This window comes from Halopelagius fulvigenes, assembly GCF_055398025.1.
This window is the reverse complement of sequence record NZ_AP043846.1, coordinates 1,151,445-1,166,426: the sequence shown is the minus strand read 5'-3', so window position 1 is coordinate 1,166,426 and position 14,982 is coordinate 1,151,445. Positions and strand designations below refer to the sequence as shown.

The following is a 14,982-nucleotide window of genomic DNA, read 5'->3' as shown; positions in this document are numbered from 1 at the left end:
AGTATCCGGATCCGACGCAAACTGGTACGGCGTTCGAACGCGAGTCCCGCGAAACGGTAACCGTTATACCCCGCGTATCCCATGCTCGAACTATGCAACGACGTGCCGCGGCTGTCTACGTCGCGTTCTTCTTAGTCATCGGTGCGGCGTCGTACTCGCTCATCGCGACCGCACAGACGCCCGAAGTACAGTTCCAGAACCCCAAGTACTCGGTCTCGCAGGGCGACACGTTCCGAGTCGACGGGCAGACGTACAACGTGAGTGAACTCTCCGCGAGCATGGAGGGCGGCGGCCACGGCGGCGGCGCCTCCCTCTCGCGGTCGGCCACAATAACGTACACCGAACAGTCCGCGGAGTACACCGAGACGTGGTCGAACAACACCTCCGTGGCGGTCGGAAGCAGTAACTGGACCGTCCTCGTCCCCAACCAGTCGGACCCCTCGCAGTTCACGCTCCGAGAGGACGTCAATCGAACCACCATCCTCCAGCAGGACCCCAACGCCGACAACGAGACGGTGACGCGGAACGGTGAGGAGTACGTCGTCGTCCAGAATCAGGACGGGAACACGATGCTCGTCCCCGCGAGCGAGTACTTCCCCGCCCCGCAGACGCGACAGGTGTCCGAGGGCGACACGCTCCAGTATCAGGGCAACCAGACGAACGTCGCTAACGTGACCCAAAGCGGCGTCGAGGTGACGTGGACGGCCCCGCGGACGAACACCATCGACGTCTCAAGCGGTAGTAACGTGACGCTCAGCAACCAGACGTACCTGGCGCACTTCGAGAACAACAAGACGCTCCAGTTGACGCAGAACTTCGAGAGCTACCGCGCTCAGGAGGAGGAGATAACGACCTTCCACACGCAGGAGAACGGCCTGTGGGGAATCGTCATCCTCTGTGGCTCCGTCGCGGTTCTGCTCGTCGCTCTCGCGTTCCTCCCCTCGCGGTACTGAACGTCGCCCCCCGCGGCGACCGACCTCTCGATTTTCCGCATCACCACCGCCCGCGCCGTCTCCCGACTCGCGGGTGTCCCCGTCTGACGCCCGCGTTCACCGCATCCGCCGCCGCGTTCGATTCGACCTGTCGAACATGCCAATCGGTACCATTCGTCTCCCACAAGTTAAACGTCTACGTTACCAACTAGGGATGTGAGCGAAGAATCAGGGCGTCGGAACCTCCGAATGCCCAACGACGACGAGATGTTCGCCGTCGTGACGCAGCACCTGGGTGGAAACCACGTGCGCGTCCGATGCGCGGACGGCGAAACTCGTCTCGGCCGGATTCCCGGTCGGATGAAGTACCGCAACTGGATAAACGAGGACGACGTGGTACTCGTCGAACCGTGGTCCTGGCAGGACGAGAAGGCGAACATCGAGTGGCGGTATTCGAGCGAAGACGCAGAGCAACTGCGCGCCGAAGGCCACATTCAGTAATTCTTTCTTCGATCTCGCGGCACGGCGTCGTGAGGCGAGAATGTCCCGCACGAGGGATTTTCACCCCGACCTCCGAGCGACCGCATCCCGAGCGGTGCGGTCACGCCGCGCCTCAGGCCTTCTGTCCTCGTCCCCGGTGTCGGCGTCGGTATCAGCGCCGGCGTCGGCGGTCGGATAAAAGAGGCTGGGCGTTCTACGCGCAGGTGTGTCCGACAATCCCGACGACGACTTCGACGCGCGCGCGTCGCCCGAGGACGTGGACGACGCGCCGACGGTCTCCTGTACCATCTGCGACCGCGAGTGGTCGTTAGCGTACGAACTCGACGAGATGCAGGTCGGAAACCAGTCATTCGAACAGTTCGCCCTCGACCACATGCGACACACGGGCCACTTCCCCGACGACGTACGGCCGTGGGTAGCCGACTGTCAGAACTGCCGGGAGGGCGAGGAGTTCCTCTCGGAGGGACCGGCCCGCCGGTGGTCGAAGACGCACGCGCGCCACACGCGCCACAGCGTCGTCCTGCAACACGAGGAGGAGACCGAGACGGTTCACGACCCCGAGGCGTCCGCCAACTTCGAGTGAGTCGGGCGGCCGTCGGTCGTCCGTCCCGGGGGTCGTCCGTCCGTCCCGCCGGCGCACCGCCTCGACGGCCGCGGGTCGTTACGGCGTGATGACCGCGCGGCCCTCGATTTCGTTGTGTTCGAGTCGTTCGGCGACGGTGTTGATGTCCCCGAGGTCGTACTGCGAGGTTCGGAGTTCGACGTCGCCGCGTTCGACCAACCGGACCAGTTCCTGCAGTTCGGTGTACTCGCCGACGAGCGTTCCGACGTAACTGAACTCCCCGTCGACCAGCGTCTGCGACGGTTCGTGGACGTGGCCGCCGTAGCCGACGACGTGGTGGTCGCCGCCGGAGCCGGCGATTTTCGGACCGAGCGCCGTCGTCTCGTCCGCGCCGACGAAGTCGATTATCTGCTCTGCCCCCCGGCCGTCGGTGATGGCGAGAATCTCCTCTTCGACGTTCTGCCCCGTCGGGTCGAGCGTGTGGTGTGCGCCGAGGTCGGCGGCGAGTTCGCGGGCCTCCGCTTTGATGTCGAGTGCGGTAATCTCCGCGGCGGTCATCGCCTCCAAGCACTGCAGGCCGATGTGGCCGAGTCCGCCGATGCCGATGACGACGGCGTGGTCGCCGGCGTTCAGTTCGTTCGCGGCCTTCTTGACCGCGTGGTACGCCGTGATGCCCGCGTCGGCGTGCGGCGCGATGTCCGTCGTGTCCACCTCGTCCGGGAGGGGGATAACCGCCCGTTCGTTCGTGAGGAGGTACTCGGCGAACCCGCCGTCGGTGGTCAGGCCGGGGAACTCCAAGTCGACGCAGTACATGTCGTTGCCGAGGCGGCACTGCCGACAGACCCCGCAGGTCATCACCGGGTGGCAGATGACCTTGTCGCCCTCCTCGACGGTCCTGACCTCCGGTCCGACCTCGACCACCTTCCCGGCGTTCTCGTGGCCGAGGGTCATCGGCAGGTCCTGGTCCACGTAGTCCGTCCACATCCCCTCGATGATGTGGTTGTCCGTCTGGCACCACCCCGCGCCCTCCACCTCGACGACGATGTGGTCCGACCGCGTCGCCTCGGGCCTGTCTATCTCGTCTATCTGTAGGGCGTTCTCCATCTCCTCCGTGTACTCGTGTAGGCGTGCGGCTTGCATGGTATGCTACGAAATGCCACGGTAATTGCAATAAATGTTTGTAAAAGACCTAGCCGAGTCGGTAATTGCGTTATTTATATGCATAATTAATACACATAATCGTTATATCGTGACGCACGTCAACCACTAGCACGATGTACAGAGGCACCGGAGAAGGACGCTGGGAGAACGAAGACGACGTGTTCGTCATCGACTCGCACATCCACTTTTGGGACGCGAGCGAGGAGAACATCGTCCACGAGGGTGGCGAGGAGTTCATTCGCTGCTTCTACGACTACCACACCGGGTTCACGCCGGCGGACCGGGAGTGGACGCTCGAAGAGTACCGGAAGTACTCGAAAGAGCGGATGTTGGACGACCTGTTCGGCAACGGCATGGTCGATATGGGCATATTCCAACCGACCCACCTCGAAGAGTTCTACGAGGAGGGGTTCAACACCGTCGACGACAACGCGGCGTTCGCCGAGGACCACGCCGAGCGATTCATCGTCAACGGTCGGTTCGACCCGCGGGAGGGCGAGGAGGGACTCCGCGAACTCGAACGGCAGAAGGAGGAGTACGACATCCGGGGGGTGAAACTGTACACCGCCGAGTGGATGGACGACTCGAAGGGGTGGCGACTCGATAGCGACGCGGCGTTCGAGTACTTAGAGAAGTGCGTCGAACTCGGCATCGACAACATCCACCCGCACAAGGGGCCGACCATCCGGCCGTTGAACCGCGACGCCTTCGACGTGGCCGACGTGGACGACGCCGCCACCTCGTTCCCGGAACTGAACTTCGTCGTCGAACACGTCGGCCTGCCGCGACTCGACGACTTCTGTTGGATCGCGGCGCAGGAACCGAACGTCTACGGCGGACTCGCCGTCGCCGCGCCGATGGCGCAGAATCGCCCGCGGAAGTTCGGCGAGATAATGGGCGAACTGCTCTACTGGTTGGGCGAGGACCGCATCCTCTTCGGGAGCGACTACGCCCTCTGGAACCCCGACTGGTTGGTCGAGACGGTGATGAACGCCGAACTCACGGAGGAACAGAGAGACGAGTACGGCGTCGAACTCACCCCCAGCGTCATGCGGAAGATAATGGGCGGCAACGCCGCCGAACTGTACGACATCGACATCGAGGAGAAGAAAAAGCAGTTCGCCGACGACGCGATAACCGAGGAGTACGGCCTCCAGACGCACTACGAACAGGGCGGTACCGCCTCGGCGGACGACTGAGATGTCGGTCGATAGCGAGGACGAGACGGCGGAGTCGGCGCCCCGGCGCGCGCCGAACACACCGACCGGAGACGCCGTCCGCGCGGCACTCGACACGGTGACGGACCCCGAACTCGACCGCTCCATCGTCGAACTCGACTACGTCGACGAGGTGCGAATCGAGTCCGCCGACGAATCCTCGGCGGACCGCGAGACCGCGTCTCGCGACTCCGGCGACTCGGGCGCGCGCGTCATCGTCGAGTTCACGCTTCCGACGGCGTGGTGTTCGCCCGCGTTCGCGTGGATGATGGCGAGTGACGCCCGCGACGCCGTGGAGTCGATGGCGGGCGTCGCGGAGTGCACCGTCCGCCTGCGGGAACACATGCACGAGACGGAGGTGAACGAGGGGGTCAACGGCGGGCGGTCGTTCGCCGACTCGTTCCCCGACGCGGAGGGCGGCGTCGCCGAGGTGCGCGCCACCCTCGACTCGAAGGCGCGCGTCGCCCGGCAGTACGACGCCGTCGAGGCCCTCTTGGACGCCGGACTCCGACACGAACAGGTGGCCGAGGTGACGCGCGGTGACCTCGAACCGTTGCCGTCGGAGGGGCGGATGGCCGTCTACCTCCGGGACCGGTCGGTGGGCGTCGAAGTACCCTCCGCGCCGTTGGTCCGGTACCTCCGCAAGGCGGACGACGTCAGTCTGTTCGACGACGCCGACGAGCGAAACTCGTCAGCCCGCGAGACGGAGTCTCGCGACGGTGACGACAGGGTGTTCCGGACGCCAGAGGGCGACCCGATACCCCCCGAACGCGCCGAACTCGTCCACCGGCGGGCGAGACTCGCCAGCGTCAACATGGACGGGCAGGGCGGCGTCTGCGACGCCCTCCACGAGGCGCGACGGAAGGAACTCGCCCGCGACGACTGAGGTGGGGGACGACTCCCGTCGCCGTCTCTCTCACCCGTCGGCGTCCGGTCCCGTCGCCGTCCTCTCACTCCCGTCGGCGTCCGGTTCGCCGTGGGTCGTCCGCGAGAGACCGTATCGTCCGCGTTCTCGGAACTCGCTGCTGCTCCATCCGCACGACGGACACTCGCCGTCGTCGTAGTCGAACGTGGTACTGCACCGAAGGCACCGCGTCTCTCTCGTCATAGTGGTATGTGGTAACTATGAACATAGATACGTTACGCCGCGCTCCGGTCGCACTCGGTGATAATCGGACCGAAAGGATGATAGCCTATGTCATATTCTGACGTGTATGAGTATCGAACGTCCGCCCGCCGTCCCGCGGGAGTGGTGCCCGGACTGCGGCGAGGAGATGCTGTTCAGTGGCACACAGTCGGCCGGTTACGCGCAGTTCTTCTGCGAGCACTGCCGGTACCGCCGCGACAGGTTCGTCGGCGTCTCGGCCGTCGAGGAGGCGCAGGTCTGCGACGGGGAGCGCGACGGTTCGGCGTCCGGCGCGGACTGACCGAGAGTCCGCCTCCCGGCGCGTCCGCGGCCCGACGCTCAAAACGAGATGTGCGAACTCGAACTCGGCCCGTCGTCTCCGTCGCCGTCCTCGTCGTCGATGCCGCCCTCGTGGTCGAAGGTGTAACTCCGGTCGTCGAGGTACACCGCTCCGTCCTCGACGGCGACTTCCACGTCCACGAGCGTCGTCCCTTCGGCCTCTCCGTTGTCGCAGTATCCCGAGCAGGTGTCGAACCCCGACCCGTGTCTCGGGCAGACGACTTCACCGTCGCGGACGGCCGCCCCGAACCCCCTGTCGAGGCGTTGCGGTTGGTGCATGCACCGGTTTATCCACGCTTCGACCCCGTCCTCGCAGGGGAGGAGAATCGCTTCGTCTCGCTCGCCGTACTCGTCTCGGACGGTGAACAGCCACGAGTCGTTCTCGTGTACGTCCTCCACCGTCGTGAGTCGCGTTCGCTCTGACACGGTAAGGTAACGTCTCGCCCGCTGCCTAAACGTCCGGCGGCGAACTGCGGTGTTATCTCGCTTCGCCCGCGACGCCGCCGACTAGCCCACGCACCGCCGCCATCTGGTCGTCGCCGATGGCGTGGCCGAGTCCCGCGGACACCTCGTCGGTCACGTCGGCGTCGAGGCGTCGGAACGCCGCCGCCGACGCGCGGACCCGTTCGGGCGCGACGCGCGGGTCGTCGTCGCCGCATCCGAGGTACGTCGGCGTCCCCGCTAGCGACCCCCCGAACTCTCGGGCCGCGGGGTCGGGTCCGAACAGACCGCCCGCGAGGACGGCGAGGCCGCCGTACCGCCGCGGGCGCGCCGCGGCGAACTCGGCGGCGACGCACGCGCCCTGCGAGAAGCCGAGGAGGACGGTCCGTTCGGGCGGCGCGCCCGCCTCCGTCGCCTCGTCGAGTGCGCGGGCGACGAGGCCGAACGCGGAGGAGAGCCACGGTTCCTTCGCCTCGGGCGGGTCGTCCATCGGACCGGGGTACCACGCCTTCCCGGACGGTTCGGGCGCGAGGTAGGCGATGCCGCGGTGGTGGAACTCCTCGGCGAGGCGCAGGAAGCGCCGCGGCGAGTCGCCTCTCCCGGGGAGCATCACCACCGCCGCCGTCGTCGCCGCCCGTGGCGCGCCGGCCACCTCTATCGGTTGGCCGTCGTGCGGGCCGCCGTCGCTCACCGGTTCTCCTCCGGCGAGGTGAGCGTCGGCAGTTGCGACTGGATCATCTCGCGGTCCTCCTCCAACCACGACGGCAGGCGAAGCGACGCGCCAGGGGCGTCGTCGGTCGCGTTCACGCCGAGTCCGGGCCGTTCGGTGGCGAGTTCGAAGAGCATTCCGCCGGGGTCGCGGACGTACAGCGAGTGGAAGAAGTTCCGATCTTTCACGCGCGAGACGTCGAAGTCCCGGTCCGCCAGCAACTCGCGCCACTCGTGGAGTTCGGCCTCGCCCCCGACGCCGAAGGCGACGTGGTGTATCGACCCGCGGCCCTCCCGGCCGTACGGCGCGTCGTCCAGACGGAGGTCCACGACGGACTCCCGCCCCGCCGGGAGGCGGTATCGGACGGCGTCCTCCGCCTCTGCGACGAGTTCGAACCCGAACGTCTGCAGGAGGCTCGCGGTGACGTACGGACTCGTAGAGCGCACCGAGACGCCGCGGACGCCGCGAACCGCCGCGTCGGCGGGGACGGAACCCGTCCACGAGTCGCCGCCGTCGCTCCCGTTCTCGGCGTCGTCGCCGCCTCCGATTCCGCCCGCGTCGTCCTCGACCAGTTCGATCCGGGTTCCGTCGGGGTCCGAGAGCGACAGGAGTCGTTCGCCGAAGCGTTCGCTCGGCCCCTCGGAGTCGATATCTCGCTCCGCCAGTCGATCGGCCCACGCGCCGAGCGAACCCGGCGGTACCGCGAACTGCACCGACGGGATGCCAGGCCGACCGCTTCGCCCTTCGACGTCCGCGGGGTACGCGAACGTCGTGAGGACGGTGCCGGGGCGTCCCTCACTATCGCCGAAGTAGAGGTGGTAGACGAACTTGTCCTCGAAGTTCACGGTCCGGAGGACGAACCGAAGACCGAGAACCTCGGTGTAGAAATCCACCGTCCGCTGGGGGTCGCCCGTGACGACCGAGACGTGGTGGACGCCGGGTGTGTCGGAGAGCACTCTCGGAACGTACGCCCCGGCGCGCAATAAGCCCGTTCGGGGCGTCGGCGTCACCCGCGGACGCGAGCGTAACCGGCGTCCGCGAGGGGGACTGCATCCGGCGATTACACCGATGTCACCGGGTGGCGTCCGCGTCCGCGAGTCCTTATCCGCACCGGCGAAGAATGAGAGGTATGAGCGACGACGCGCCGCCGGTGACGGCGGAGTACCCCGATAGCGCCTTCCGAACCACCGGCACGGACCACATCACCGTCTGGGGGAGCAACGAGGCGGACACCCTCGCGTTCTACCGCGACCTGCTGGGGATGCGGCTTGTCCTCCGGCAACCGAACCTCGACGACCCCTCCCAGACGCACCTGTTCTTCGACACCGGCGACGGCCGCATCCTGACGTTCTTCGTCGGCGACCGGCCGTCGAACCCCCGCGGCCAACGCGGCACCGTCGGCGCGGTGCACCACCTCTGTTTCGGCGTGGACCCCGAACGATACGAGGAGGTGATGGAGGCGTTAGACGAGGCCGGCCGCGGGTACAACGTCTTCGACCGGGGAATCTTCCACTCCATCTACACGCAGGACAACAACGGCCTCGTCATCGAACTCTCGACGGACAAGTACGACATCCCCGACGACCGGCGCGCGGACGTCCTCGCCACCGCGCAACGACTCCGCGAGGAAGACGGCGCGGACTACGCGAAGGACGAACACCTCGCGGCCGCCCTCGAAGAACTCGGCTTGGACGCCACGCCGTACGACCTGCCGGACGCCGACGCCGGCGTCGGCGGCGTCGAGTGAGGGCGCGGCGCTTCCGCCTCCGACCCGCCCGCTTCAGAACGGGTAGTCTCTGGGCTCTCGCTGGAGCGATATCCACTTCGTCTCGGTGACTTCGTGGAGCATCGTCTCGCTGTTGTACCCACCCATCCCCGAGGCGGCGGTACCGCTGAAGGGGATGTGCGCCTCGTCGTTGATGGGCTGGTCGTCGATGTGGACGTGGCCCGTCTGCATCCGGTCTGCGATGTCCATCGCCGTGTCGAAGTCGCCGGCGTGGACGGACCCCGAGAGGCCGTACTCGGTTCCGTTGGCGATTTCGACCGCCTCGTCCACGTCCGAGAAGGGGATGACCGGCGCGATGGGGCCGAAGTGCTCGTTACACGCGGCGGGCATGTCGTTGGTCACGCCCGACAGCACCGTCGGTTCGACGACGAGGGAGTCGTCCACGTCGTCTAACTCCGCGATTCCGCCGCCGGTTTCCAGCGTCGCGCCCGCGTCCACCGTCTCCTCGACGTACCCGAGCATCTCGTCGCGTTGGGACTCGGAGATGATGGGGCCGACGATGGTGTCCTCGTCGTGGGCGCTTCCGACCGTGAGTTCCTCGGCGCGTTCGGTCAGCCTCTCGACGTACTCGTCGTAGACGTCCTCGTGAACCACGTGGCGGTTGATGGAGATGCACACCTGCCCCTGGTGGACGAACGACCCGAACACCGCGCCGTCGATGGCGCGGTCCAGGTCGGCGTCGTCGGTGACGACGTGGGCGTTGTTGCCGCCGAGTTCCATCGCCTGCACCGCGAGGTTCCCCGCGGCGGTGGCGGCCACCTGTCGGCCGACGGGCGTCGAACCGGTGAACGCCACCATGTCGCTCTCGGGGTGGCCGGCGACGGCGTCGCCGATGTCGGACCCGTGGCCGGTGACGACGTTGAGGACGCCTTCGGGGAGGCCCGCCTCCTCGAACAGTTTCGCCAAGAGGAGGCCGCCCACGATGGGCGTGTTCGTCGCCGGCTTGATCACCACCGCGTTCCCGGTGGCGATGGCGGGCGCGACGGCGCGCATCGAGAGGTTGAGCGGGAAGTTCCACGGCGAGATGACCGTGACGACGCCCTTCGGGATTCGCTTGACGATGTTCTCCTTGCCTGGGACGTTCGACTGGGCGTGTTCGCCCTTCATCCGGACGGGGAGCGTCGCCGCCTCGCCGAGGTGGTCGGAGGCGATTTGGACGGACGTCTCGCCCATGATCTTCCCGCCGCCCGCCTCGTACTCCAGCAGCTCGATGACCTCCTCGCGGTTCTCCTGCAGGACGCCGAGCGCATCCTGGACGACCCGTTGCCGTCGGGCGGGCGGTGCGTCCGCCCACTCCTTCTGCGCCTCGGCGGCCGCCTCGTAGGCGGCGTCCACGTCGGCTTCTACGCCCGCGGGGACGCGCGCGAACGCCTCGCGCGTTGAGGGGTCCTCGTTCTCTATCGTCTCCTCGCCCGCCGAGTCGGTCCACGATCCGTCGATGTACAGCGAGTTCCAGTCGGCGTCTACCGAGATGTCTACCATGTGGACTCCTCACTACGTCCTCCGCGACCAAAGCCGAGCGACCAATGCGAGGAAACCTCGCTTACCGATAGACTTAGATCAGCCCGTGTTCGGCCACCGCTCCTATCCGATCCCGGACCGTTCGGGCGCTCTCCGTCCGACCCGTACGCCGAATCCGACCAGCGGTTTCCGGCCGAAACGTTGCGCTGCGTACGCACGCGGGACTCTCTTTCGGTGTGGTGACGGCGGTGTCACCCGGTTACCCTCGTGCCAAGGAATAGATAAGTAGCGGTAGTTCGTACCGAACGTACGCACGGACGGAGCGCGGAACTCGCCGACTCGACGCCCGGTACGGCTCCCTTTGCGGCCCTCGACACCGGGTCGCTCGGCGGTGACGTCCGTCCTTCGACTGGCTCTCTCAAGGAGACACGTTTCAACCGCCATGGCTCACACGACATCGAACGCGAACGGTTTCGGCGACTTGACCCCGAGTGCGAAGCTCGCGTACGTTCTGCTCCAACGGGAGTCGCCGCTGACTCAGAGCGAACTCGTCGAACGGACGCAGCTGTCGGCCCGAACCGTCCGAAACGCCCTCGACCAGTTGGAACGAGCCGACCTGGTGAGCAAGGACATCTGCCTCCACGACGCCAGAAAGCGGGTGTATTCCACGACGGCGAACGCGGAGTGACGCTCCCGCCGAGGGCTCCCATCTGCCTCTGCGACGCCGACTGAGCGTTCGCTGTTCACACTCGATATTAAAGTAGTAGGTATAATTAATTTTATTTGTGATGGATGGCCATCTATTCAGACACGAGTGAGAGTAGAGGCGATGAAATGAACCTATACGCGATATTCGGTTATTAATACCGAGGATAATTTTCGTGCCGCAGACGAGATGGGTTGAGTCTAGTCGGCCGATATCAGGCGAGATGCTGGGTATAAGCCCGGCATCGACAGAGATGGCTAGAACGGTAGTCACAATATTAATTGCACAATGTGGCGGTTGGGATCGGCTGTGGAGGAGACGAGAGGCCGAATCCGCCGGCGGACGGTCCCGCGTCGCCGCCGTGGCCGTTACAGGATTACGAGTGTAACGGCGACCCACCTCCGACGGTGTCCGGGATAGCCGGACGGATGCCGGTCGAACGCTCGGTCTGATTCGAGAAAACGGACGTGAGAGGTGATGAGAGCGGAGACGAACGCATCAGCCGGGCCGTCCGGTAATACCGACCGCTACGAGTACGTCATGTTGACTTCGATGACGTTGGCCGCGCTTTTGACGCTCCGGGGGATGTCGTCCTGGTAACGTTCGTCGTTCATCCGACTCATCGGACCGGAGACGCTGACAGCGCCGAGAACCTCGTCGCTCTGACTCAGCACCGGCGCGGCGATGCACCGCATCCCGGCGACGCGTTCCTCGTCGTCCGTCGCGTACCCCCGTTCTCTCACCTCCGCCAGTTCCTCGAACAGGACGTCGGGGTCGGTGACCGTCTTCTCGGTGACTTTCGGCATCCCGTGTTCCTCGATAATCTCCTCCACCTCGCTCCGCGGCATGTGCGCGAGAATCGTCTTTCCGAGCGCCGTCGTCTGGAGGGGGACGCGCATCCCGGGTCTGGTGTCGAGGGTGACGGCGTCCTCGCCTTTCGCCTTGTAGAGGAAGACGCCGAGGCCGTGTTCCTCTATCATCAGGTTCGCGTGTTCGCCCGTCTCCTCGGCGAGTCGCTTGACGACCGGACGCGCCACGCGGTACACCTTCATGTTCTCGCGGGCGTACCCCCCGTACTCGAGGAACCGCGCGCCGATTCGGTACCCCTCCGCCTCCTTGACGACGAAGTCCAGTTCCTCCAACGTGCTCAGGTGGTCGTGGGCCGTGCTCTTCGGCACGCCCACGCGGTCTGCGACTTCGGCGACGCTCGGGTGGTCGAGCTCCTGCAACGCGTCGACGACGGCGAACATCGTCCCCGCGGATTTCACCCGGAGTCGGTCTGTCGTGGCCATGACTGAGATATGTTGACAGTGAGGGCATAAATGTTTGGCAGTATCGGACGGGGGATTTCGGGGACAACCACTCTCGTCGGGTCGTTCGACCGCCCTGCGTCGCCTTCTGCGGTGTTATCCGCTCTCGGGTAATACCGGACGGAAACCGCGTCTCCGGAGGGAGACGACGCGCCGCCACAGTTTACTTCTCCAGCCCTCGAACGAGTCCGAACACGTCTACCTCTTCGGAGGGAGACTGAACGACTCATCAAGGGCCGCCTCGACGCCGAGACGAGCGATACGGACAGCGCAGAAGAGGTGACGGTCTGACTACTTCGTCGCTCGTTCGAAGGCCCGTCCGGTGAGCCACTTCCTGTCCTTGTCGCTGAGTCCGTCCACCCGTTCTAACCACGTTAGACACTCCTCGTACGTCGCTTCGTCGCTGACGTTCGGATAGTCCGCGCCCCAGACGAGGCGTTCCCTGCCGAACCGTTCGAGAAGCCACCGCAGGTGGTCGTGCATATCCTCGTAGGGAAACGACTCCTCCGACCGGTGTTGAACCTCCGACACCTTCGCGTAGACGGTGTCGTACTCCGCGAGCTCGGCGTACCGCGCAAACGCCGACTCGTCGGGGGACTCGTTCGGGTCGGCGTGCGAGAAGTGGTCTATCAGGTACGTCAATTCGGGGTACGCCTCGACGAGTTCGACCACTTGGTCGAGTTGCTCGACGTGGGCGAGTATCTGCACCGCGGCGTCCGTCTCGCGGGCGGCCTCCCAAAACGCCGTCTCCTCTCGGGCCTCCCGAAGCCACTCGACGGAGGGGTCGAACGTCTCCCACATCCGGTCGTACGGGCAGATCGCGCCGAGTCGGAAGCCGAGTATCCCGTCGTTCGACATCAGGTCCCGCAGTCTCTCGGCCGCGCCGTCGGCGAACTGGTCCACCATCACGATACCGCTGAGGCGGTCGTACTCCGTCGCCGCCTTCACGGTGTACCAGTTGTCCGTCCACTCGCAGATGGGGTAGCCGACGACGACGGCTTCGTCCACGCCCGCCTCGTCCATGTCGTCGAGCAACTTCTCGGCGGTGTATACGGCGTCCACGTCGAACGTCTCCACGAGGTCCACGATGTCGCCGTTCACCCACGGGTGGTCGCGACTCGGATGCCCCCACGCGTGCGTGTGGCTGTCTATGACCATCGTTCGAGGGAACACTCCGGCGTCCCATAAATTATTCCTCGGCGAAATCGATTTGTAGGGGTCGGGCGATGTGATATCATGGAGCGCATCGCGTTTCACCTGGAGATAGCGGATGGGAAGCGAGAAGCGTACCGAGAGAAACACCGGAACGTCCCCGAGGCGTTGGAGGAGGCGTACCTCACCTCCGGCGCGGGTCTGGAGGCGTACAGCGTCTTCGAGAAGGACGGCCACGTCTTCGGCTACATGGAGCTCGAAGACAGAGAGACGATTCGACGGGTGATGGAGTCGAGCAAGGCCCAGTCGGACTGGAACGAGGTGATGGACCCCATCCTCGAAGACGGCGAGGACGACATCTGGATGGACGAGGTGTACCGGATGAAGTAGGTGCGGCGCGGGTTACTCCGCGAACGTGAACACCGGCTTGCACGTCTCGGAGTCCAGAAACGCCTCGAACGCGCCCGTCGGGTCGTCCACGGAGTAGGAGTCGTCCACGATGGCCGCCGGGTCTATCGCGCCGTTGTCCATGAGTCGAAGCGCCTGTTCGAAGTTCCTCCACGTCGAGCCGTACGAGGTGTTAAGGTCCACCTCGCTCCGGACGAGGGGTGTCAAGAAGAGGGCGCTCTCCTCGCCGGGGAGGCCGACGACGACTATCTGTCCGCCCTTCCGGACGCGTTCGGCGGCCGTCTCGACGCCCGACTTGTGACCAGTCGTGTCGAACACCACGTCGAACCCGAGGCCGTCGGTGAACGACTCCGTCTCGGCTTCCAAGTCGGCGTCGTCCAAGTTGAGCGTCGCGATGCCGAGTTCTTCGAGGAGAGGCAGGCGGTAGTCGGTGTCGCGTCCGAGGCCCGACACGAGGACGTTCGCGCCCAGCGAATCGGCGATACACGCGGTGAGGACGCCTATCGGCCCCGGCCCCTCGACGAGGACGTTGTCGCCCGGCGTCGTCACCGACCGGTCGAGGACGGCGCGGGCGGCGATACTCGTCGGTTCCGTTATGGCGGCGTGCGCGAGGGGGACGTCCGCGGGGACGGCGTGGAGGTGCTCCGGGCGAACGGTCACGTACTCGGTGTACGCTCCGTCGCGGTGCATGCCGGTGATGGAGAAGTTCTGGCAGACGTTCGGCTGGCCGTTCTTGCACTGAAAGCAGTGGCCGCAGTCGTGAATCGGCTCCTCGACGACTTTCTCTCCGACTTCGAAGTCCTCCACGTCGTCGCCGACGCCCTCGACGACGCCCGCGTACTCGTGGCCCATGACGCGCGGGATGGGTATCCACTCGTACCCGCCCTCGTAGCGGTAGGCGTGGGCGTCGCTTCCGCAGAGTCCCGCGGCGTGGACGCGGACGAGGACTTCTTCGGAGTTCGGTACCGGGCGCTCGCGTTGTTGGACCTCGACCGCTTCGGGTCCGGTCTGAACGATAGCTTTCATTGGTAGACGGAACGCTCGTCGGCGGCGGAGCGTTCGAAACATGATTCGGGGCCGACGTATTATATGTTAGGACGAGCCGCCGAGCGGAAGAGCGCCCGCCGCCGCGGCCGCACAAACATTTATACTTCCGTTCTCTGTCCATTCG

At 65.6% G+C, this 14,982-nt stretch carries 18 protein-coding genes; 9 read left to right on the top strand and 9 right to left on the bottom strand.

What is annotated here, in order from left to right:
- Window positions 1-92: 92 nt before the first annotated feature.
- The 3 genes from ACZ522_RS10620 to ACZ522_RS10610 all read left to right on the top strand — a co-directional run bounded on the left by ACZ522_RS10620 (window position 93) and on the right by ACZ522_RS10610 (window position 2,016).
- Window positions 93-953, top strand: a complete 861-nt coding sequence (locus ACZ522_RS10620; protein WP_379692329.1) for a hypothetical protein — start codon at window positions 93-95, stop codon at window positions 951-953.
- 195 nt (window positions 954-1,148) lie between these two features.
- Complete coding sequence (gene eif1A / locus ACZ522_RS10615) at window positions 1,149-1,433, top strand: translation initiation factor eIF-1A (protein ID WP_092531266.1); 285 nt, start codon at window positions 1,149-1,151, stop codon at window positions 1,431-1,433.
- A gap of 205 nt (window positions 1,434-1,638) precedes the next feature.
- Window positions 1,639-2,016 carry a hypothetical protein gene (locus tag ACZ522_RS10610; protein WP_379692330.1) on the top strand — a complete coding sequence of 126 codons (378 nt, stop codon included), beginning with the start codon at window positions 1,639-1,641 and terminating at the stop codon, window positions 2,014-2,016.
- A 78-nt stretch (window positions 2,017-2,094) separates the two neighbouring features.
- On the opposite strand, the gene ACZ522_RS10605 is transcribed toward ACZ522_RS10610, so the two are convergent.
- The gene (locus ACZ522_RS10605; RefSeq protein WP_379692331.1) at window positions 2,095-3,135 is read right to left on the bottom strand and encodes an NAD(P)-dependent alcohol dehydrogenase; all 1,041 of its coding nucleotides are present in this window, start codon (window positions 3,133-3,135) and stop codon (window positions 2,095-2,097) included.
- Window positions 3,136-3,269: 134 nt separating this feature from the next.
- Here ACZ522_RS10605 and ACZ522_RS10600 point away from each other — a divergent pair, with 134 nt between their 5' ends.
- Together ACZ522_RS10600 and ACZ522_RS10595 are read left to right on the top strand one after the other, a co-directional pair.
- Complete coding sequence (locus ACZ522_RS10600) at window positions 3,270-4,355, top strand: amidohydrolase family protein (RefSeq protein WP_379692332.1); 1,086 nt, start codon at window positions 3,270-3,272, stop codon at window positions 4,353-4,355.
- A 1-nt stretch (window position 4,356) separates the two neighbouring features.
- Window positions 4,357-5,259 carry a metal-sulfur cluster assembly factor gene (locus ACZ522_RS10595; RefSeq protein WP_379692333.1) on the top strand — a complete coding sequence of 301 codons (903 nt, stop codon included), beginning with the start codon at window positions 4,357-4,359 and terminating at the stop codon, window positions 5,257-5,259.
- A 30-nt stretch (window positions 5,260-5,289) separates the two neighbouring features.
- Here ACZ522_RS10595 and ACZ522_RS10590 read toward each other — a convergent pair whose 3' ends face one another.
- Window positions 5,290-5,481, bottom strand: coding sequence for a hypothetical protein (locus tag ACZ522_RS10590; protein WP_379692334.1), 192 nt, complete (start codon window positions 5,479-5,481; stop codon window positions 5,290-5,292).
- 106 nt (window positions 5,482-5,587) lie between these two features.
- On the opposite strand from ACZ522_RS10590, the gene ACZ522_RS10585 reads away from it, so the two are divergent.
- Complete coding sequence (locus tag ACZ522_RS10585; protein ID WP_379692335.1) at window positions 5,588-5,800, top strand: HVO_2142 family zinc finger protein; 213 nt, start codon at window positions 5,588-5,590, stop codon at window positions 5,798-5,800.
- Between the two features lie 38 nt (window positions 5,801-5,838).
- Here ACZ522_RS10585 and ACZ522_RS10580 read toward each other — a convergent pair whose 3' ends face one another.
- Genes ACZ522_RS10580 through ACZ522_RS10570 form a run of 3 tightly spaced genes read right to left on the bottom strand, consistent with a single transcriptional unit; the run spans window position 5,839 to window position 7,944 of the window.
- Window positions 5,839-6,264 carry a Rieske (2Fe-2S) protein gene (locus tag ACZ522_RS10580; RefSeq protein ID WP_379692336.1) on the bottom strand — a complete coding sequence of 142 codons (426 nt, stop codon included), beginning with the start codon at window positions 6,262-6,264 and terminating at the stop codon, window positions 5,839-5,841.
- Between the two features lie 52 nt (window positions 6,265-6,316).
- Window positions 6,317-6,970 carry an alpha/beta hydrolase gene (locus tag ACZ522_RS10575; RefSeq protein WP_379692337.1) on the bottom strand — a complete coding sequence of 218 codons (654 nt, stop codon included), beginning with the start codon at window positions 6,968-6,970 and terminating at the stop codon, window positions 6,317-6,319.
- Complete coding sequence (locus ACZ522_RS10570) at window positions 6,967-7,944, bottom strand: VOC family protein (protein WP_379692338.1); 978 nt, start codon at window positions 7,942-7,944, stop codon at window positions 6,967-6,969. Before ACZ522_RS10570 ends, ACZ522_RS10575 begins: the two co-directional genes overlap by 4 nt.
- A 173-nt stretch (window positions 7,945-8,117) precedes the next feature.
- Between ACZ522_RS10570 and ACZ522_RS10565 the strand changes: the two genes are divergently transcribed.
- Complete coding sequence (locus ACZ522_RS10565; protein ID WP_379692339.1) at window positions 8,118-8,735, top strand: VOC family protein; 618 nt, start codon at window positions 8,118-8,120, stop codon at window positions 8,733-8,735.
- Between the two features lie 33 nt (window positions 8,736-8,768).
- On the opposite strand, the gene ACZ522_RS10560 is transcribed toward ACZ522_RS10565, so the two are convergent.
- Window positions 8,769-10,256 (bottom strand): aldehyde dehydrogenase family protein, encoded by a 1,488-nt coding sequence (locus tag ACZ522_RS10560; protein WP_379692340.1) that lies wholly within the window; start codon window positions 10,254-10,256, stop codon window positions 8,769-8,771.
- 421 nt (window positions 10,257-10,677) lie between these two features.
- Between ACZ522_RS10560 and ACZ522_RS10555 the strand changes: the two genes are divergently transcribed.
- The gene (locus tag ACZ522_RS10555) at window positions 10,678-10,923 is read left to right on the top strand and encodes a MarR family transcriptional regulator (RefSeq protein WP_379692341.1); all 246 of its coding nucleotides are present in this window, start codon (window positions 10,678-10,680) and stop codon (window positions 10,921-10,923) included.
- A gap of 545 nt (window positions 10,924-11,468) precedes the next feature.
- Here the strand turns inward: ACZ522_RS10555 and ACZ522_RS10550 are convergent.
- Both ACZ522_RS10550 and ACZ522_RS10545 read right to left on the bottom strand, forming a co-directional pair.
- Entirely contained in the window at window positions 11,469-12,233 is a 765-nt protein-coding gene (locus ACZ522_RS10550; RefSeq protein ID WP_379692343.1) for an IclR family transcriptional regulator, read from the bottom strand.
- A gap of 309 nt (window positions 12,234-12,542) precedes the next feature.
- Entirely contained in the window at window positions 12,543-13,409 is an 867-nt protein-coding gene (locus ACZ522_RS10545; protein WP_379692344.1) for an amidohydrolase family protein, read from the bottom strand.
- Window positions 13,410-13,487: 78 nt separating this feature from the next.
- Here ACZ522_RS10545 and ACZ522_RS10540 point away from each other — a divergent pair, with 78 nt between their 5' ends.
- Window positions 13,488-13,793 carry an L-rhamnose mutarotase gene (locus ACZ522_RS10540; protein WP_379692345.1) on the top strand — a complete coding sequence of 102 codons (306 nt, stop codon included), beginning with the start codon at window positions 13,488-13,490 and terminating at the stop codon, window positions 13,791-13,793.
- Between the two features lie 12 nt (window positions 13,794-13,805).
- Here ACZ522_RS10540 and ACZ522_RS10535 read toward each other — a convergent pair whose 3' ends face one another.
- Window positions 13,806-14,837 (bottom strand): zinc-dependent alcohol dehydrogenase, encoded by a 1,032-nt coding sequence (locus ACZ522_RS10535; protein ID WP_379692346.1) that lies wholly within the window; start codon window positions 14,835-14,837, stop codon window positions 13,806-13,808.
- Window positions 14,838-14,982 lie beyond the last annotated feature (145 nt).